Annotated in this window: 16 protein-coding genes and 1 pseudogene; 12 read left to right on the top strand and 5 right to left on the bottom strand. The window is 70.7% G+C overall.

The window, feature by feature from the left end:
• Positions 1-459: 459 nt before the first annotated feature.
• Both Q0Z83_RS55795 and Q0Z83_RS19015 read left to right on the top strand, forming a co-directional pair.
• Positions 460-1,092, top strand: a pseudogene (locus Q0Z83_RS55795) (AAA family ATPase); the annotation flags it as partial.
• A gap of 193 nt (positions 1,093-1,285) precedes the next feature.
• On the top strand, positions 1,286-2,647 hold the full coding sequence (locus tag Q0Z83_RS19015; protein WP_317797096.1) for a tetratricopeptide repeat protein: 1,362 nt from the start codon (positions 1,286-1,288) through the stop codon (positions 2,645-2,647).
• Between the two features lie 89 nt (positions 2,648-2,736).
• Here the strand turns inward: Q0Z83_RS19015 and Q0Z83_RS19010 are convergent, their stop codons facing one another.
• From Q0Z83_RS19010 to Q0Z83_RS19000, 3 genes are all read right to left on the bottom strand, one after another.
• Positions 2,737-4,518, bottom strand: coding sequence for a sensor histidine kinase (locus Q0Z83_RS19010; RefSeq protein ID WP_317795293.1), 1,782 nt, complete (start codon positions 4,516-4,518; stop codon positions 2,737-2,739).
• Positions 4,518-5,204 (bottom strand): response regulator transcription factor, encoded by a 687-nt coding sequence (locus tag Q0Z83_RS19005; protein ID WP_317795292.1) that lies wholly within the window; start codon positions 5,202-5,204, stop codon positions 4,518-4,520. The genes Q0Z83_RS19010 and Q0Z83_RS19005 overlap by 1 nt, the downstream gene beginning before the upstream one ends.
• Before the next feature lie 226 nt (positions 5,205-5,430).
• The gene (locus Q0Z83_RS19000; protein ID WP_317795291.1) at positions 5,431-5,571 is read right to left on the bottom strand and encodes a hypothetical protein; all 141 of its coding nucleotides are present in this window, start codon (positions 5,569-5,571) and stop codon (positions 5,431-5,433) included.
• Between the two features lie 318 nt (positions 5,572-5,889).
• On the opposite strand from Q0Z83_RS19000, the gene Q0Z83_RS18995 reads away from it, so the two are divergent.
• Together Q0Z83_RS18995 and Q0Z83_RS18990 are read left to right on the top strand one after the other, a co-directional pair.
• Positions 5,890-9,492, top strand: coding sequence for a hypothetical protein (locus tag Q0Z83_RS18995; protein WP_317795290.1), 3,603 nt, complete (start codon positions 5,890-5,892; stop codon positions 9,490-9,492).
• Between the two features lie 107 nt (positions 9,493-9,599).
• Positions 9,600-10,238 (top strand): hypothetical protein, encoded by a 639-nt coding sequence (locus Q0Z83_RS18990; protein ID WP_317795289.1) that lies wholly within the window; start codon positions 9,600-9,602, stop codon positions 10,236-10,238.
• A gap of 146 nt (positions 10,239-10,384) precedes the next feature.
• Here Q0Z83_RS18990 and Q0Z83_RS18985 read toward each other — a convergent pair whose 3' ends face one another.
• Positions 10,385-10,795 carry a hypothetical protein gene (locus Q0Z83_RS18985; protein ID WP_317795288.1) on the bottom strand — a complete coding sequence of 137 codons (411 nt, stop codon included), beginning with the start codon at positions 10,793-10,795 and terminating at the stop codon, positions 10,385-10,387.
• Positions 10,796-10,945: 150 nt separating this feature from the next.
• Between Q0Z83_RS18985 and Q0Z83_RS18980 the strand changes: the two genes are divergently transcribed.
• The 3 genes from Q0Z83_RS18980 (at position 10,946) to Q0Z83_RS18970 (ending at position 12,939) form a co-directional block, all read left to right on the top strand.
• On the top strand, positions 10,946-11,359 hold the full coding sequence (locus Q0Z83_RS18980) for a hypothetical protein (RefSeq protein ID WP_317795287.1): 414 nt from the start codon (positions 10,946-10,948) through the stop codon (positions 11,357-11,359).
• Between the two features lie 75 nt (positions 11,360-11,434).
• Positions 11,435-12,082 carry a hypothetical protein gene (locus Q0Z83_RS18975; RefSeq protein ID WP_317795286.1) on the top strand — a complete coding sequence of 216 codons (648 nt, stop codon included), beginning with the start codon at positions 11,435-11,437 and terminating at the stop codon, positions 12,080-12,082.
• 80 nt (positions 12,083-12,162) lie between these two features.
• On the top strand, positions 12,163-12,939 hold the full coding sequence (locus tag Q0Z83_RS18970; protein WP_317795285.1) for a maleylpyruvate isomerase family mycothiol-dependent enzyme: 777 nt from the start codon (positions 12,163-12,165) through the stop codon (positions 12,937-12,939).
• 15 nt (positions 12,940-12,954) lie between these two features.
• Here the strand turns inward: Q0Z83_RS18970 and Q0Z83_RS18965 are convergent, their stop codons facing one another.
• A complete protein-coding gene (locus tag Q0Z83_RS18965) occupies positions 12,955-13,329 on the bottom strand; it encodes a hypothetical protein (RefSeq protein ID WP_317795284.1) in 375 nt (124 codons plus the stop codon).
• Positions 13,330-13,385: 56 nt separating this feature from the next.
• Here Q0Z83_RS18965 and Q0Z83_RS18960 point away from each other — a divergent pair, with 56 nt between their 5' ends.
• The 5 genes from Q0Z83_RS18960 to Q0Z83_RS18940 all read left to right on the top strand — a co-directional run bounded on the left by Q0Z83_RS18960 (position 13,386) and on the right by Q0Z83_RS18940 (position 17,043).
• Positions 13,386-13,880 (top strand): Chromate resistance protein ChrB, encoded by a 495-nt coding sequence (locus Q0Z83_RS18960; protein ID WP_378078404.1) that lies wholly within the window; start codon positions 13,386-13,388, stop codon positions 13,878-13,880.
• Entirely contained in the window at positions 13,877-14,308 is a 432-nt protein-coding gene (locus Q0Z83_RS18955) for a chromate resistance protein ChrB domain-containing protein (RefSeq protein WP_317795282.1), read from the top strand. Before Q0Z83_RS18960 ends, Q0Z83_RS18955 begins: the two co-directional genes overlap by 4 nt.
• Positions 14,305-15,681 (top strand): chromate efflux transporter, encoded by a 1,377-nt coding sequence (gene chrA / locus Q0Z83_RS18950; RefSeq protein ID WP_317795281.1) that lies wholly within the window; start codon positions 14,305-14,307, stop codon positions 15,679-15,681. Before Q0Z83_RS18955 ends, chrA begins: the two co-directional genes overlap by 4 nt.
• Positions 15,682-15,748: 67 nt before the next feature.
• Positions 15,749-16,210: a DUF427 domain-containing protein gene (locus Q0Z83_RS18945; RefSeq protein WP_317795280.1), complete on the top strand. Its 462-nt coding sequence runs from the start codon at positions 15,749-15,751 to the stop codon at positions 16,208-16,210.
• Positions 16,211-16,428: 218 nt separating this feature from the next.
• On the top strand, positions 16,429-17,043 hold the full coding sequence (locus tag Q0Z83_RS18940) for an SNARE-associated domain-containing protein (RefSeq protein ID WP_317795279.1): 615 nt from the start codon (positions 16,429-16,431) through the stop codon (positions 17,041-17,043).
• Positions 17,044-17,056 lie beyond the last annotated feature (13 nt).

The following is a 17,056-nucleotide window of genomic DNA, read 5'->3' as shown; positions in this document are numbered from 1 at the left end:
TCGGTGAGGACGTCAGCTTCGCCCCCGCGCCGGGCACCGCGCCGTGGTGCCAACCCGCCAAGGCGGGAGGGAAAACCCTCCGATCATGACCGGTGTGCTCGGTGGCGGGATCCGCCCCTTCGATCGATATCACTGTGGTGGCTCATGGCATCTGGCTGGTACAACGGCGATGGGTTTGCCCTCGACTGTCGGAGTGATCTATGGGTAGACGATGGCGGACACCTTCACCGGTGTCAGCGGCCTTGCCGGCGGATGCGTCGGCCTTGGTCGGTGATCTGGCGACCAACCTGGTCGAGGCGGGTCGGCCGCGGTGGCTGTTGGTGGTGGCGGCTCGGGCCGGCTCAGCCTCGGTTGCCTGATGGCCCGACACGATGAGGCCGTTGCCAGCCGCGACATCGACCTGCCGGGGTGCTCGTGAGCCGCCCCGGCCAGCGCGGCCGTGGTGCGGTCCTAGCCGCGATGGCAGCCGTGCTAATCCTGCTCACCGCAGCGTTGGGTGCGGCGACCAACATCGGTACCGGGATGCTGCCGGCCTGGCGGTGGGTGCACAGCCCGGCGGTGATCTGGTCGGTGGTGGCCACGTCCGTTCTGCTGCTGATGCTGCTGGCGGTGATCCAGCAGCGCATGGCCGGCACGAACACCCCACCGGGGCTCGGTGCGACGGTGCGGCACATATTCGTCCCCCGGAGAGCCGCCGCTACCCGTCCGGCGATTGCCTCGCTTCGCCCGCCGCAAGTGACCGACCGCGACATCCGAGGACGTGACCGGCTGGTCGACCAGATGACCGCCCTGTACAGCCGGCGAGGTCGTCACCGGCCGCGGGCCAACGTTCTGCACGGGATGGGCGGGGCGGGTAAAACCACCGTCGCGCAGCTGGTCGCGGGCCGACTGACTCGCGCCGGGGTACGGGTGTGGTGGGTATCGGCCGCCACGGCCACCCAGCTGGACACCGGGATGCGGCAGCTCGCCGCCGAGCTGGGCGCGTCCGCCGCTGATATCGAGCACGCCTGGGCCGATACCGGAAGCGGCCCCGACCTGGTCTGGGGAATGCTCGACCAGTTGACGCAGCCCTGGCTGCTGGTCATCGACAACGCCGACGACACCCGGCTGCTCACCCCACCCGACGAACCGGTCGCTGCCGGACGCGGCTGGCTCCGGCCCGTCCCGCACCGCCGCGGCCTGCTACTGCTGACCACCCGCGACGGTGATCCCGCCACCTGGCCCGCCGCCCGGTATCACGACGACGGAGACAGCGGCGGCTGGTACCGGCTGCATCCGGGTGGGGATGCTCGCCCCGGCCGACGGCGCAGCCGTGCTCCTGGACCACGCCGGCGCCGCCGCAGGCACTGTCGAGCAGGCCACCGCACTGGCCGAACGACTCGGCGGGCTACCGCTGGCCCTGGGTATCGCCGGTCAGACCATCAGCCAGGTGCGCCGCACCGGGGTCGCCGGCTCACCCACGACGTTCGCCGGATACCGCACCGCCTTGGACACCGGCCACAAACCCATACCGACACCGGCCGCGGGCACGCTCAGCGAGGCACAGGCGCGCCGCACCATCGACCGGACCTGGGAACTGTCGCTGGACCTGCTCGACACGCGAGGCCTGCCGCAAGCCCGCACCCTGCTGCGGCTGCTGGCCACCTTCGCCGACGCCCCGATCCCCACCCACCTGCTCGACCCGGCCACCCTGGCCGCCACCGCTCTTCTACCGGATCTCACCGGCGAGCACCTCGCCACGCTCCTGCAAGCCCTGACCGGCGTAGGACTGGTCACCCTCGAACAAATCCAGCGCTCGACACCCGTCACCCTCGCGCGGCTGCATCCCCTCATCCGCGACACCAGCCGCCGCCCTCTGCACATCACCCAGCGGCACACCACCTACCTCGCCGTGGCCATCACCCTCCTGCTGAAGAACACCACCAATCTCGACACCGACGATCCCACGACCTGGCCCATCTGGCAGACACTCGCCCCGCACACCACCGACCTGCTCAGAGAAGCGACCACGCAACCCGAGACCAGCGACGAAACACTCCTCGACGTCTGCGGCCTGACACAGAAAACCGCCCGCTATCTCGGCGAAGCCGGCCTCCACCAGAACGCCCGAGACCTGTTCGCCGAGCTGCTCCCCATCCGTGAGCGGGTCCAGGGTGTCGAGCACCCCGACACCCTGGACACCCGCCACAACCTGGCGCGCTGGACCGGGGTTGCAGGGGATCCGGTCGGTGCCCGCGATCTGTTCACCGAAGTGCTCCCCATCCGTGAGCGGGTGCTGGGCGCCGAGCACCCCGACACCGTGACCACCCGCTACGACCTGGCGCACTGGATCGGGGTTGCAGGTGATCCGGTCGGTGCCCGGGACCTGCTCGCCGAGGTGCTCCCCATCCGTGAGCGGGTGTTGGGCGTCGAACATCCCGAGACCCTGAGCACCCGCCACAACCTGGCGCACTGGACCGGGGTTGCAGGTGATCCGGTCGGTGCCCGCGACCTGCTCGCCGAAGTCCTCCCCATCCGTGAGCGGGCTCAGGGTGTCAAGCACCCCGACACCCAGGACACCCGCAACGACCATGCGTACTGGACCGAGCAGGTGGGTGACCCGGGTCGGCGCCCGCCACCTGCTCGCCGTGGTCCTCCCCACCCGTGACCGGGTTCAGGGCGTCAAGCACCCCAGGGCGCAGATCTCGGGCACCTACCCCGCTTCTGTACCGGTAGTGAAACGAACGAAAACGGAGCCTACCGGCCCAGCGGCAACGTCACCGTCACCGTCGTTCCCGCACCGCGAGGACTGGCCAGACCCCAGGCGCCGCCGGCCGCGGCGACCCGATCACGGATGCCGGTCAAGCCCTGACCAGGCGGATCGGCCCCACCCACACCGTCATCACGGACCTGCAGCCGCAGACTGCCGTCCTGCTCCACGACCGTCACGGACACCTCAGTGGCCTCGGCATGCTTGACGGCATTGGTGATCGCCTCACAGGCCACGAAGTACGCCGTCGACTCCACCGCCTCGGGCCACCGGCTCGCCGGGATCGCGAGCAGAACCGGCAGCGGAAAACGCCCCGCGACCGACTCCAGCGCCGCGGCGAGACCCATCTGAGTCAGGACCGCCGGATGCAGACCATGAGCCAACTCCCGCAACTCGCGGGTCGCGTCACGCAGCGTGGCGCACGCGTCATCGATCAGACGCCCGGCCCCGGCGTCGGCCACCGCGGTACGCAGGCCGGCCAACTGCATCGACAACGCCAGCAGCCGCTGCTGCGCCCCGTCGTGCAGGTTCTGTTCGAGCCGACGCCGTTCGGCGAGTCCCGCCTCGACTATCCGAGAACGCGACGCCCGTACCTCCGCGAGTTGTGCTCGGATTCCGGCCTGAAGCCGGGCGTTCTCCAAGGCGAGCATCGCCGCGCTCAACGCCGCGTCGACGATGGACGCATGCCGGGTGAGCATGGCGTCCATCCGGACCAGCGCCAACCGGTCACCGTTGCCGGCCACGATGGGTATCGACACGCAGCCGTCCGCGATACCGGCATCGTCGGGACTGCCGTCGGCGCGACGATAGCCCGCCTCGTCGTCGACCCAGTAGAGGATCTGCAGGTTCGGGTCGTGCAACGCGGTGCGTAACGCGACCAGAACGTCCCCGCCGCCGCCTGGCCGGGTCAGCGAGAGCACCATGTCGGCGACCGCCGCCCGCGCCAGCCGCCGCTGCAGCGCCGCGACCAGGAACCCACCGGGAACGGCGATCAACGCCAGCGGCTCGATCAACTGCAACGGCAGCGCCAGCAGATGTGCATCGGACAGCACGATCGCGGCACGCCGCACACCCATCGCGACACCCGCGGCGATCGCCGCCACCAAAACCGGCGTGAGCGTACGGCGTTGCAGACCCCTGGCGCGAGCCAGTCGTACGCCCAGCATGCCGACGAAGATCAGCGCGATGACGACGAGGCCCGCCCAGCCGACCGTCTCGATGAGCAGGCCCGTCTGCCGGTCGGCCAGACCGCCGAACAGCAGAGTCGGCGCCGAACCGCGAATCGGAATGCCCTTCGTGGCCGCGATGGCCAGCGCGGCCACCTCCACCCACACGAACGCGACCACCACGAACAGGCGCTGGTACGGGTGCCGCAGCCGCTGCTCCGGGTAGCGCAACAGCACGGTCAGCGCCACGAACGCGAACAGCCCGCTGCACAGCCAGCCGACCAGTTTCAGGGGCGCCGAACCCCAGTTCTCCAGCCCGACCCCGGCCCACGCCACCCCCGCCAGGACGAACAGGCGCCCGTTGCCACGCTGATCGTCCTCGGCGCCCAGCAGCGCACCGGTCAGCAGCAGCAGAACGCCCACCAGCCCGTTGACGATCGCCAACGTCGGCCCGATCGGCATCACCGGCCACTGCGCGGCCACGGCCAGCACACATCCCGCCGCGACAGCCGTCCGTGGATCGATCCACCAGCGTTGCCGCGGCCGCCACGGATCCGCGGCCGGCCCGACCGGCCGGCCGGCGGCGACGGGTCGGGTGACCATCAGTGCTGCGTCTGCCGCAGGTAGGCGAGCACCGCCAGCACCCGCACATTGACGTCGCTGCGGCCGTCGTCCTCCACCGACGGCAACCCCAGTGCCTGCCCGATCGAGGTCACCCGTTTCTCGACCGTCTTGACGCTGTAGTTCAGGCGCGTCGCGATGGCGGAGTTCGAACGGCCCTCGGCGATCAGGGCGAGGATCTGCCGTTCCGAAGGGGCGAGCTGGTCCAGCGGGTTCGCCGGCCGCGGGCGGCGGAAGACCGCCTGCACCACCTGCGAGTCGATGACGGTCTCACCGGCGGCGACCCGCCTGGCCGCCTCGAGGAAACGGGTGGTGTCCTGCACCCGGTCCTTGACGATGTAGCCGACCGCACGGTCGGCGATCTCCAGCAGCCGGACCGCGTACGCCGCCTCCGGGTAGTGCGTGAGGATCAGCAGACCGGTCTCGGGATGCCGGGCCCGGATCTGCGCGGCCCCGTCGATGCCTTCGTCACTAAACGTCGGCGGCATCCGGATATCCGAGATCACCAGGTCAGGCGGGTCGGCGGTGACGATCGAGAGCAACTCGGGCAGGGAACCCGCCTGGCCACACACGACCATGCCGTTCTCGGTCAGCAGACGGACCAGCAGTTCCCTCAGCAGGCCCGAGTCCTCAGCGATCACGACACGCAGCGCTGCCTCGATTGACACGCACCTATCATCGTGGATGTGGTCTGTCTCGGGCAAACCGCCCAGACATGACAGCAGCCAAACCCGGCACACAGCCCTGCAACCCATTGCCGGTCCGGGTCGCCTCTTCTTCAGCTGTCGATTCCGAAGCCGAGCGCACGGCCGTCGGTACTCCTCCACACGGGTGGCCGGTGATGAGGGGCGGGATCTCGCTGGTCCGGCGCAGAGTTCCCGCCCCGTGCGCGGGTCAACCGCCGGTGATCAGATGGTCGAGCAACCAGCTGATCACCGCTCGGACGGCGCCCGCAAGGACGGCGGTGATCACGGCGAGGGTGATCCGGGCACGACGCGGCCCCGGGTCGTGGGAGTGTGGCGAGGTTCGAGTCATCGGATGCTCCCTGAATGTCGTAGGCGCGATGCGGAGCCGGCGCCGGCTTGCGCTTTCAGGCTCGGACCATCCGGAAGGGGACAACCTGAGTGCCGACGAGTGTCGGGCCGGCCACGAGCGGTAGCCGTGGGGCATCATCGATCGGCGATGAATGCCGACGAGTCCCGACCAGTGCGCCGCCCACCCGCGGTACCGGGCAGGCGTGCCCCGGTACGGCGCCCACGGAGCCTGGCCCGGCCGGACCTCACCCCCGGTCCGCAACAGAGGGTCCGCGACCTTCTCTACGACCTACATGAGAAGGCGGGCAGGCCCGCACTGATGGCCCTGGAGAAACGGATCGGCGACGATCTGAGTCTGCCCGGTGCGCCGAGGAAGGACGTGATCCAGCGGATCATCTCCCGGGGCGGCCCGGCTGATCAGGCCGATGTCCGCGCGGTCGCCCGGATGCTGGCCCGGGAATGCGGCCTGGACGAGCACACCGTCGATGCGCGAGTAACCCTGCTGCTCCGCGAACCTGTCGCCCCGCCGCCGGGACCCTTGCTGGCGGCGCAATCGGCGTATCTGGAGCAGGTCCGCCGGATCGCACCACCGGTATTGGAAGGCCGCGAGCAGGAGCTGGCGGAGCTGGCCGGGTTCTGCCTGGAACCGAGCCGAGGCCTGTACGTGTGGTGGCAGGCGGGCCCGTGGGCGGGCAAGTCGGCATTGTTGTCGACGTTCGTATTGGATCCGCCGGAGACGGTGCGATCGCGGGTACAGGTGGTGGCGTTCTTCATCACCGCCCGGTTGGCCGGCTCCGACACCCGGGCGGCGTTCGTCGCGGCGGTGACCGAGCAGCTGGGTGCCTTGACCGGGCAGCCGCCGCCGACCATCCCGGACGAGGGATTGCGGGAAGCGTGGCTGCTGGACCTGCTCGCCCAGGCCGCCGGTGCCTGCACAGCGCGAGGGATGCGGCTGGTGTTGCTCGTCGACGGCCTGGACGAGGACCGCAGCACCGCCGAAGGCGTGCACGCGCACAGTATCGCCGGGCTACTACCCGGCAGCCCACCAGCCGGGTTGCGGGTCGTCGTGGCCGGACGGCCGAACCCACCGGTCCCTGACGACGTACCGGACTGGCATCCGCTGCGGGATCCGGGCATCGTGCGCCGGCTGTCCGCATCGGCGTATGCACGCGATCTTCAGCGCCTCGGAAAGGCCGAACTCAAACGCCTGCTGAAGGGCCGCGACATCGAGCAGGACCTGCTCGGTCTGCTGACCGCGGCGCGTGGTGGCCTGTCCGGGCCCGATCTGCAGGAGCTGACCGGCACGGGTCTGCTCGAGATCGAGGACGTCCTGCACACCGTGGCCGGGCGGACCTTCACCCGCCGCAACACCGAGTGGGATCCGGACACCGGGCCCGAGGTGTACCTGCTCGGGCACGAGGAACTACAACTGGCCGCCACCGGCTACCTCGGTCAATCCCGACTGGCCGGCTACCGCACTCGCCTGAACGCTTGGGCCGATGAATATCGTGTTCCTACCGGCAGTCGGCCGGCTTGGCCGACCGGCACTCCGGATTACCTGCTGCGCGGCTACCCACGCATGCTGGCCGCCACCGGCGACGCGGCGAGACTGGTCTCGCTGGTCACCGACCCCGACCGCCACGACCGGATGCTGGACCTGTCCGGCGGCGACGCCGCCGCCCTCGCCGAGATCACCACCTGCCAGAACCTCGTCCTCGCCGCGCCGGACCCCGATCTGGAGGCGATGCTGAAGCTGTGCATCCGCCGCACCAACCTCATCGACCGCAACACCAACATCCCCATCGACCTGCCCGCTGTCTGGGCCGCCCTCGGACAGATGCCCCGCGCCGAAGCCCTCGCCCGCTCGATCATCGACCCGGAACGTCAGGCGCGCGCGCTGGTCGCGGTAGTCGCAGCAGTCGCCGACACCGATCCCGACCAGGCCGCCACCGTGGCCGACTCCATCGCCGACCCGTACTGGCAGGCGCAGGCGCAAGTCGCCATGGTCGCGGCGGTCGCCGGCACCGATGCCGGCCGGGCTGAGACCCTGGCCCGCTCGATCACCGAGGCGGGCCAGCGGGCGCAGGCGCTGGCCGCGGTGGTCACGGTGGTCGCCGGCACCGATGCCGGCCGCGCTGAGACCCTGGCCCGCTCGATCACCGAGGCGGGCCAGCGGGCGCAGGCGCTGGCCGCGGTGGTCACGGTGGTCGCCGACACCGATCCCGGCCGGGCTGAGACCCTGGCCGACTCGTTCACCAACCCTGACGAGCGGGCGCGAGCGCTGGCCGCGGCGGCCGCGGTGGTCGCCGACACCGATCCCGGCCGGGCCGAGACCCTGGCCGGCTCGATCACCAACCCTGACGAGCGGGCGCGAGCGCTGGCCGCGGTAGCCGCGGCGGTCGCCGACACCGATCCCGGCCGGGCCGGCCCGCTCGCTGCCCACGCCGAAACCGTGGCCCGCTCGATCGCCAACCCGGAACGGCAGGCGCGCGCGCTGGTCGCCGTGGCCGCAACGCTCGCCGACACTGATCCCGGCCGGGCCGAGATCGTGGCCCGCTCGATCATCGACCCGGACCAGCGGGCGCGTGCGATGCTCGCAGTGATCGCAGCGGTCGCCGGCACCGATCCCGGCCGGGCCGAGAACCTGGCCCGCTCGATCACCAGCCCCGACCAGCGGCTGCAGGCACTGATCGCGTTGGCTCGGGCGGTCGCCGGCACCGATCCCCACCGGGCCGAGACCCTGGCCGACTCGACCACCAGCCCTTACTGGCAGGCGCAGACGCTGGCCGCAGTGGCTCGGGCGGTCGCCGGCGCCGATCCCGGCCGGGCCGGCCTGCTCGCTGCCCGGGCCGAGACCGTGGCCCGTTCGATCACCGACCCGGAACGGCAGGCGCGAGCGCTGGTCGCGGTGGTCGCAGCGATCGCCGGCACCGATCCCGGCCGGGCCGCGACCCTGGCCGACTCGATCACCGAGGCGCGTCAGCGGCCGCTGGCGCTGGTCGCGGTGGCCGCGGCGCTCGCCGGCACCGATCCCGGCCGGGCCGAATCCCTGGCCCGCTCGATCACCCACCCGGACCAGCGGGCGCGCGCGCTGATCGCGGTGGCCGCCGCGATCGCCGGCGCCGATCCCGGCCGGGCTGAGACCCTGGCCGACTCGATCACCCACCCGGACCAGCGGGCGCAGGCGCTGGCGGCGGTGGTCGCCGCGGTCGCCGGCGCCGATCCCGGCCGGGCTGAGACCCTGGCCGACTCGATCCCCAGCCCTTACTGGCAGGCGCAGACGCTGGCTGCGGTGACCGCCGCGGTCGTCGGCGCCGATCCCGGCCGGGCCGGCCTGCTCGCTGCCCGGGCCGAGACCGTGGCCCGTTCGATCACCGACCCGCACTGGCAGGCGCGAGCGCTGGCTGCGGTGGCCGCCGCGGTCGCCGGCACCGACCCCAGCTGGGCCGGCCTGCTCGCTGCCCGGGCCGAGACCGTGGCCCGTTCCATCACCAACTCGAGCCGGCAGGCGCACGCTCTCGCTGCGGTGGCCGCGGCGGTCGTCGGCGCCGATCCCGGCCGGGCCGCGACCCTGGCCGACTCGATCACCAACCCGGACCAGCGGACACGCGCGCTGGCTGCGGTGGCTGCCGCGGTCGCCGGCACCGATCCGGGCCGGGCGGGCCTGCTTGCGGCCCGGGCCGAGACCGTGGCCCGCTCGATCCCCGACTCGGAGAGGCAGGCGCGAGCGCTGACCGCAGCGGCCGTGGCGATCGCCGCGACCGGGGAGACCGATCGGGCCGGCCGGATTCTGGGTGGAGTTCTGGCGGCGGCGTCGTGGCAGGTGTCGTTGCCGGTGCTGGCGGAGGTTCGGCCGGCGGTGGTGTCGGCGTGTGTGGATGCTTTGGCCGGTAACGAACGTCCACGAATCACCACCCCCTGACTCGGTAGACCTCACGCTTGAGCAGCCGGCCGGGTCCGCGTGCACAGTGACAGCGCTGCCGAACGCGGGCAGGTGCTCGTCCGTCCTCTCGACTAGGGTGGACGATCATGTGGAAAAGGGTTGTCGCTGCGATGTCGTGTGTCGTCCTGCTCACCGGCTGCGATGGACAGATCGCCGACGACATCGCCACCCCGACGCCGTCCACCACGGCATCCCCGGCTCCGCCCTCCATCCAAGCGGCCTGGTGGCAGTGGGCCGCCGCCGAGCCCACCGCCACGAACCCGGTCGCCGACGGCACCGGCGAGCACTGCGCACGCAACCAGCCCGCCGACACGTGGTTCCTGGCCGGCACCTTCGGCAGCCGGGTTCAGCGCCGGTGCACCGTACCGCCCGGCGTGCCTTTGATCATGCCCGCCGTCAACCTGGTCGGCAGCACCGAGCGGGACTGCAGCGAATTCATGGCCGACGCCACCGGCACGATCGAATTCGACGGCGCGCCGGTCGCGGTGGAACGCATCGAGCACGAGCCCATCACGTTCCCCGCCGGGGCGGGCAACCCGGTGACCGGCGACGCCGGTGTGACCGAGGGCGTGGGTTGCGGGCTGTGGGCCCGGATCCCGGCACCGGCCGGCGGCGAACACACCGTCCGAATCCACGGCACCGCGGGTACGTTCGAGGTGACCGCCGAGTACGTCCTGACGGTGCCGGCGTCGAGCCCAGCCGCTTCCCGGCCGCCTCTCACGTAGTCGTCGGCCGGGCAGTGATCAGGCGGCGGCCGGCTGGTCGCGGCCGGAGCGCTTCGCGGCGTACAGGCCGGTGTAGGCCCGGTCGTACAGGTCGCGGCCGGGTTCGCCGGTGCGCGCCGCAGGTGAGGATCATCCGTCCCACGGTCTCACCAGCAGGCCGCCTGGGCGTAGAGAGGCCGGCCGGTGGAGCGGCAGCCGTACCAGTTCTGGGTGAAGCCGTCGTGGTTCACGGTCAGGATGTCGGCGTTCTGGTCCCGGCTGATGACCGTCACCTGGCTGGTGCCGCCGGACACGGTCCAGCGTAGATGATCGGTGCTGCCGACTGACTGGTAGGTGAACATGTCCTGGCTCTGTACCGGGAACGCCGTCAGCGACGGGATGTAGTTGCGTCGCCACCCTGTTCGGGTGGTGCCGTCGAACAGCCAGATCTGTGACGGGGTGAATTGGTCGCCGCCGGGGTGGAACCACACGATGCTCCCGGCGGGAAGGGCCTGCGCCGGGCTCGGCACTGCGGCCGTGAGCAGGGCGACAAGGATGACGGTCGTGGTGCGTTTCATGAGAAACTCCCTGCATTACCTCGACGGTATTTCGGTGATCTCAGGCTAAAGCCGTCGGGTTCCGATGGTCGGGAGACTCGGGGTCCTCTTCCCGGTGAAATCAGACTTTTTCGGCATCGGCTGTCTCGCGTATTTCCTACGATCGGTTTCATGCTGCTCAGCCGAACCAACAGGTCCGTCGATCGTTTCATCATCGCATCGGTGCTGGTGGTGACGTTGACCTCGGCCGGACTGGTGCCGGCCGATCCGGCGCGGGCCGACTGCCGGGAATCGTCGTGGATTCCGCAGACCTCGCATTTCCAGTTCCGCAGCGCCGATGGCCGAAACACCATGCACGTGCAGTTGGGTATCGAGAATCGCCGTGACTTCTTGAGGGTCTGGACGGATTCCCGTTTCACCGGCGCCTATTTCCTGCCGGTCACCGTGGTCCCGGGTCAGATCACGGCCCTGCACCGCACCAAGACGGTCTACGAAACGTGGATGGGAAAGGTGCAACTGGTCACCAAGAACGTGCCCGTCGTGCAGGTGTGCGGGACCGGCTGGGTGCCCGTGGTCTTCTCCTGAACGAGTGTTCCCGGGCGTGGTCCGGCCGGCCGGTCCGGTGGGCGGCGGGATGCGTCGTGTCTCTACCCTGGGCCGGTGCTCCACTCAGTGCCCGAGGTCGATGTCGTCAAGGACTGGCTCGACTACACGAACCTGGTCGTCGGCCTCGGCGGATTCACCGCGGCACTCGTGGCGATCCTGCTGGCCCGTCGTGCGCAGCGCAGCGCCGATGTCGGCATCACTCAGGAGCGACGCCGACTGTTCGAGCTGGAGATCCTGCGCGAGCTGATGCGGGATCTCGACGAGACGAAGCTCGTCGCCGAGGCGTATTCCAATCCACGGGCCCTGAAGAAGTACGACCTGCGGTTGGGGCTGCTCACCTCCCGACTGAGCATGTGGGATGCCGTGATGAGGTCGGACGGCACAGCGACGCTGCTCGAGTTGGCCGGTCTGGACGCACGTCATCGCGAGTTGAAGGCCATCGGCGCAGAGCTGTCCAAGGCCGATGCGAAGATCCTGGCCCGTGACGGCGAATGGACTCACGACGAGGCATGGCAGGCTCGGACGAAGGTGAAGAACGACATGCAGCTGAACCGCTCCGCGCTCGGTGACCTGCACGCCGAGGGGCAGGTCTGGCTCCGTGACCGGCTGGCCTGGGATGTCCGTGAGGCGATTCAGTCGCGGGTCCGAGCCGGTGAACAGCGTCGGCTGTCCAGGTCCGAGCGCTGGTGGTACAGCGTTTAGCGGCACTCCGGCCGACAGACGCCGGCGCCGGGCCGGGGAATTCGGTGTCGGTCGTCGTCAATGGATGGTAGGAAGCCGCGGTGGAGAAGACTCTGGAATTCGCCGACCTGTTGCGGCTGATGGAGGAACGGTCGGCCGCCTTCCGGGCGGCGGTCGCCGCTGCGCCGAGCCTCGACGTGCGGGTGCCGACCTGTCCCGAGTGGACGTTGTTCGACCTGGTGCAGCACCTGTGTGAGGGGCGCCGGAGGTGGGCCGCCACGGTGGCGGCGGGGCCCGCCGACGGTCCGGTGGCGCTGCCCGACCCGGTGGTGCCCCGCGAACGTGCGGCGCTGCTGGCCTGGTTCACCGCGGAGACCGAGGGACTACTGGCCGCACTGCGCGAAGCCGGGCCGGATCGTGGTTGCTGGACCTGGTGGGGTCCCTCGCAGTCGCCGTCGACCACCGGTGCCGTCGCCCGGCACCAACTGCAGCAGGTGGCCGTACACACGTATGACGCGCAGGTCGCGGTGGGTGACCCGCAGCCGCTGCCGGACGCGGTGGCCCTCGACGGTGTCGAGGAGTTCCTGACCACCTGCGTCGCGACGACGATCGCGTGGCCGCACGAGCCCGCCGTCATCGACTATCACGCCACCGAGGGCGGGTCCTGGCGGATCCGGTTCTCGGCCGACGGCGCCCGGACCACCCGCCTGTCCGCGCCGGCCGACGGCACGCGCCCGGAGTCGGCCTACGTCTGTGTCCGCGGCACCGCCGATGAGCTGGTCAAGTTCTTCTACGGCCGGATCACGATGGACTCGCTGCACGTCGACGGCGACCGGCGCGTCCTGGACCAGCTGATCGCCTGGGAGCCGGAGGAGTAGAACAGGGCGACACCTTCATGGCGGCGGTGCGAGCGTTGCGGCGAGGGCGTGCACGCGGTCGCGGATCTCGGCGCACATCTGCTGGTCGAAGGTCTGCTGCTCCAGTGTCCACCGCACGTCGGCGGGGAACCGGTCGTCGCCGTCGATGAGGACCAGCAGGTCCGCCTCCGGCACCGCCGACACCGGTCGGGGTGCCGCCTCATCCAGCAGGGGGCGCACCGGCGTGTCGGCGAGCAGCCGCGCGGCGTGCACGCTCACCTCGGTCTGCGGCTGGAGTCCGGCGGACGACGCGGTCCAGCCGGGTAGCCGTAGGCCGTCGAACCACGCTGCCGCGATCCGACTCTTGCCCGCACCGTGCGGGCAGACGAACAGGATCGTCCGTTGCTGCATCGACACCACCCACCTTCGAAGACGCCTTCCGGAACTGGTGTAACCGTGGTTACAGTATGACGGTGAAGCGGGTGGAGAACACCGGGCAGTGGGTGCTGCTGTCGTACCGGATCCCGAGGGAGCCGTCGCAGCCGCGCATCGCGGTGTGGCGCAAGCTGGAGCGCCTCGGCGTGGCACGTCTCGGCGACGGGTTGGTCGCCCTGCCCGCCGACGACCGGACCAGGGAGCAACTCGACTGGGTCGCCGAGGAGATCGCCGACAACGGCGGCACCGCGATGATCTGGATTGCCTCACCCGGCGACCGCACCCAGGAACACGCCGTCGTCGACGGCATGCGCACGGCCCGCGCCGCGGAGTACCAGGCGGTGATCGACCAGACCGCGACGGCGCCCGCCGACGACACCGAACGCACCCGCCTGATCCGCAGGCTGCGCGGCGAGCTGCGCCGCATCACCGACCGCGACTACTTCCCGCCCGCCGAACGCGAGGCCGCGCGCATCGCGGTGCAGGCGCTGGCAGACCGCGACGTCACGGTGGGGGAGCGGGCATGAGATGGGCGACCCGTGCCGGCGTGCACATCGACCGGGCCGCGTGCGCGTGGCTGATCCGCACGCACATCGACCCGGCGGCGGAGTTCCTGTTCGTCGACGACCGCACCGCGGTCCCCGCCGACGCGACACCGTTCGACATGCGCGGCGCCGAACTCGGCCACCACAACGGTGACTGCTCGTTCGAGACGATCCTGCGACGGTACGAGCTACACGACCCGGTCCTGTGGAAGATCGCCGAGATCGTGCACGAGGCCGACCTCGCCGACGAACGCTACGACGCGCCCGAGGGCATCGGCTTCGACGTGATGCTGCGCGGGCTGTCGATGACCTGCGACGACGACAACGTCCTCGCGGTCGGTGGCCTGATCTTCGACGGGCTCTACGAGTACCAGCGTCGTGCCCTACTGTCGAACAGGACCCCCGGATGAGCCAGTCGGTCGGCGAGACCCGTGACGTCGTCCCGTTCCGGCAGGCGGTGCGGGCCTGGTTCGGCATCTCGCTGCAGACCTTCGGCGGCCCGGCCGGGCAGATCGCGGTCATGCAGCGGCACCTGGTCGACGAGCGCCGCTGGATCGGGCAGCGCCGTTTCCTGCACGCGCTGAACTACTGCATGCTGCTGCCCGGCCCGGAGGCCCAACAGTTGGCGATCTACGTCGGCTGGCTGCTCAACGGCATGCGCGGCGGTCTGGTCGCGGGCACCCTGTTCGTACTTCCGGGCGTGGTCGCGCTGCTCGTGTTGTCGGCGATCTACGTCGGGTTCGGTGACACCACGGTCGTGACGGCGCTGTTCGCCGGGCTCGCCCCGGCGGTGGTGGCGATCGTCGCGCAGGCGGTGTGGCGGGTCGCCGGGCGGGCGCTGTCCAGCCGTACCCTGGTCGCCTTCGCTGTTCTCGCGTTTTTGTCGCTGGCGGTGTTCGCGGTGCCGTTCCCGCTGGTCGTGGCGTTGGCCGCGCTGGCCGGCTGGGCGCTGCACCGGTGGCGGCCGGCGTTGGTCGAGAGTTCGGGCGGCCACGGTACGGCCAAGGCCGGCCCCGAGCCGCTGATCTCCGACGACGCGCTGCATCACGACCAGCCGTCCGGCCGCCGGGCCGCGACCATCCTGGCGATCGGGCTGGTCGCCTGGTTCCTGCCGGTGGCGCTGTTCGCCGTGTTCACCGGCTCGGACAGCGTCTACACCCAGCAGGGTCTGTTCTTCTCCGGCACCGCGGTGGTCACGTTCGGCGGCGCCTACGCGGTTCTCGCGTTCGTCGCGCAGCGCGCCGTCGAGCACTACGCGTGGCTGTCGGCCGGGGACATGGTCCGCGGACTGGCCCTGGCCGAGTCGACGCCGGGGCCGCTGATCATGGTGGTGCAGTTCGTCGCCTTCCTCGGCGCCTACGGCAATCCCGGCGGCCTGGACCCGTGGGTGGCCGGTGTCGCCGCGTCGCTGCTGACCACCTGGGTGACGTTCGTGCCCTGCTTCCTGTTCATCCTGCTCGGCGCCCCCTACGTGGAACGGCTACGCGGCAACCCGTCACTGTCGGCGGCGCTGACCGGCATCACCGCCGCGGTCGTCGGCGTCATCGCGAACCTCGGCCTCTACTTCGCGGTGCACACCCTGTTCAGTCAGGTGCACGAGGTCGAGGCGGGTCCGGTGCACATGACCCTGCCCGACCTCGGCGCCGTGCGGCCCGTACCCCTGGTGATCGCCGTCGTCGCCGCGGTCTTGATCTTCTGGCGCAAGTGGTCGGTGCTGCGGGTGCTCGGCGTCTGCGCCGGACTGGGCCTGATCGCCGGGCTGGCCGGTCTTCCCGGAATGTGACGCACGCCGGGACGTCCATGCCGCAGACCGTGGTGCGCGGCGCGCGGGGAGCCGTCAAGCTGGACCGATGGAGTCGGTCTGGGATTATCCGCGCCCGCCACGGGTCGAACGCACCACGGCCCGGGTGACCATCGTGAACTCGGGTCTGGTGGTCGCCGACAGTGTCCGCTGCCGGCGAGTGCTGGAGACCTCACATCCGCCGGTCTTCTACGTGCCGCGCGACGACATCGCCGACGGCGTCCTCGAGGCCGCGGCCGGTCACTCGTACTGCGAGTTCAAGGGCGTCGCCACCTACTGGGACCTCGTCGTCGGCGAGATCCGTGTGCCGCGGGCCGGTTGGTCCTACGAACGTCCCGCACCCGGGTACGAGGAGTTGACCGGGGCCGTGGCCTTCTATCCGAGCCGTGTGGGGGAGTGCCGAGTGGGCGGCGAACTCGTCCGCCCGCAGGAGGGCGACTTCTACGGCGGGTGGATAACCGCCGACATCACCGGCCCGTTCAAGGGCGGCCCCGGAACGACGGGGTGGTGACCGGCGACGGGCGACCGGCGCACAGCTGGACGCCGCAGGCGTGTAGGCCACATCTATGTCAGGACAAATGTTCGTCTGCGTGAGGCCTAGTGAGCGCGTGTATCGCAGACGGCGGTCACACGCCAGGCGAGGACGGTCATCCGACGAAGCCCTGGCTTCACGGCCGCGAGTCACCCAGCGTGGATTCGAGCGATCCGGCAGCCACCTGGAGGCGAATCGTGAGCATCCTCGGTCCTCTGATCGCCTTCGCCGGTGTCCTCATCGGTGCCGTGCTGTCCTACCTGTTCTCGCGGCAGGGCGAGCGACGCCGGGAACGGTGGGCACTCGACCGTGAGTGGCGGGAGCGCCGCCTCCAGACGTACAGCGCCTACCTCGCCGACGTCAAACAGATGAAGAGCGTCGCGGCGCGCATCGCCGCGGACGTCGGCCTCGACGACCACGCGCCGCCGCTGGCCCGCGACGCCGGCCTGGACCTGCTCGCCGAAGTGAACATGGCGCGGGGAAACACGTTCGAGACGCTCGCGTTGATGGGCGACCGGGAACTCGTCGAGGCGGCCAGAGCACTGAACCGGGCACTCTGGCGGTTGGAGTGGTTCGCCCGAGGGCTGCTGGACGACACCGACGTCGACGGCTGGCACGTTGCGAAGGACGACTACTACCAGGCGGTGAACGACTTCCACGAACTCGCCCGACGGGAGCTCGGCGTCACCGGGGTGTTCGCACCCAGGGCGGCCGAGGGCTCGCCTCGCGAGCAGTACGAGAAGGAGCGACAGGCCCGGACGCGGCCGGACCACCACCCGACCGTCGATTCCGCTGCTACTGACCAACCCTGATCATGTGGACCGG

Source organism: Actinoplanes sichuanensis (assembly GCF_033097365.1).
Classification (GTDB): Bacteria; Actinomycetota; Actinomycetes; order Mycobacteriales; family Micromonosporaceae; genus Actinoplanes; species Actinoplanes sichuanensis.
This window is presented reverse-complemented; position numbering and strand designations above follow the sequence as displayed.

Excerpts from the sequence above, each read along its gene's own strand:
- Q0Z83_RS18955 (WP_317795282.1), top strand. The coding sequence starts at position 13,877 with ATGAGATGGGCGACCCGTGCCGGCGTGCACATCGACCGGGCCGCGTGC.
- Q0Z83_RS18945 (WP_317795280.1), top strand. The coding sequence starts at position 15,749 with ATGGAGTCGGTCTGGGATTATCCGCGCCCGCCACGGGTCGAACGCACC.
- Q0Z83_RS18990 (WP_317795289.1), top strand. The coding sequence starts at position 9,600 with ATGTGGAAAAGGGTTGTCGCTGCGATGTCGTGTGTCGTCCTGCTCACC.
- Q0Z83_RS19015 (WP_317797096.1), top strand. The coding sequence starts at position 1,286 with ATGCTCGCCCCGGCCGACGGCGCAGCCGTGCTCCTGGACCACGCCGGC.
- Q0Z83_RS18985 (WP_317795288.1), bottom strand. The coding sequence starts at position 10,795 with ATGAAACGCACCACGACCGTCATCCTTGTCGCCCTGCTCACGGCCGCA.
- Q0Z83_RS18960 (WP_378078404.1), top strand. The coding sequence starts at position 13,386 with ATGACGGTGAAGCGGGTGGAGAACACCGGGCAGTGGGTGCTGCTGTCG.
- Q0Z83_RS18965 (WP_317795284.1), bottom strand. The coding sequence starts at position 13,329 with ATGCAGCAACGGACGATCCTGTTCGTCTGCCCGCACGGTGCGGGCAAG.
- Q0Z83_RS19000 (WP_317795291.1), bottom strand. The coding sequence starts at position 5,571 with ATGACTCGAACCTCGCCACACTCCCACGACCCGGGGCCGCGTCGTGCC.
- Q0Z83_RS19010 (WP_317795293.1), bottom strand. The coding sequence starts at position 4,518 with ATGGTCACCCGACCCGTCGCCGCCGGCCGGCCGGTCGGGCCGGCCGCG.
- Q0Z83_RS18980 (WP_317795287.1), top strand. The coding sequence starts at position 10,946 with ATGCTGCTCAGCCGAACCAACAGGTCCGTCGATCGTTTCATCATCGCA.
- Q0Z83_RS18995 (WP_317795290.1), top strand. The coding sequence starts at position 5,890 with ATGGCCCTGGAGAAACGGATCGGCGACGATCTGAGTCTGCCCGGTGCG.
- chrA (WP_317795281.1), top strand. The coding sequence starts at position 14,305 with ATGAGCCAGTCGGTCGGCGAGACCCGTGACGTCGTCCCGTTCCGGCAG.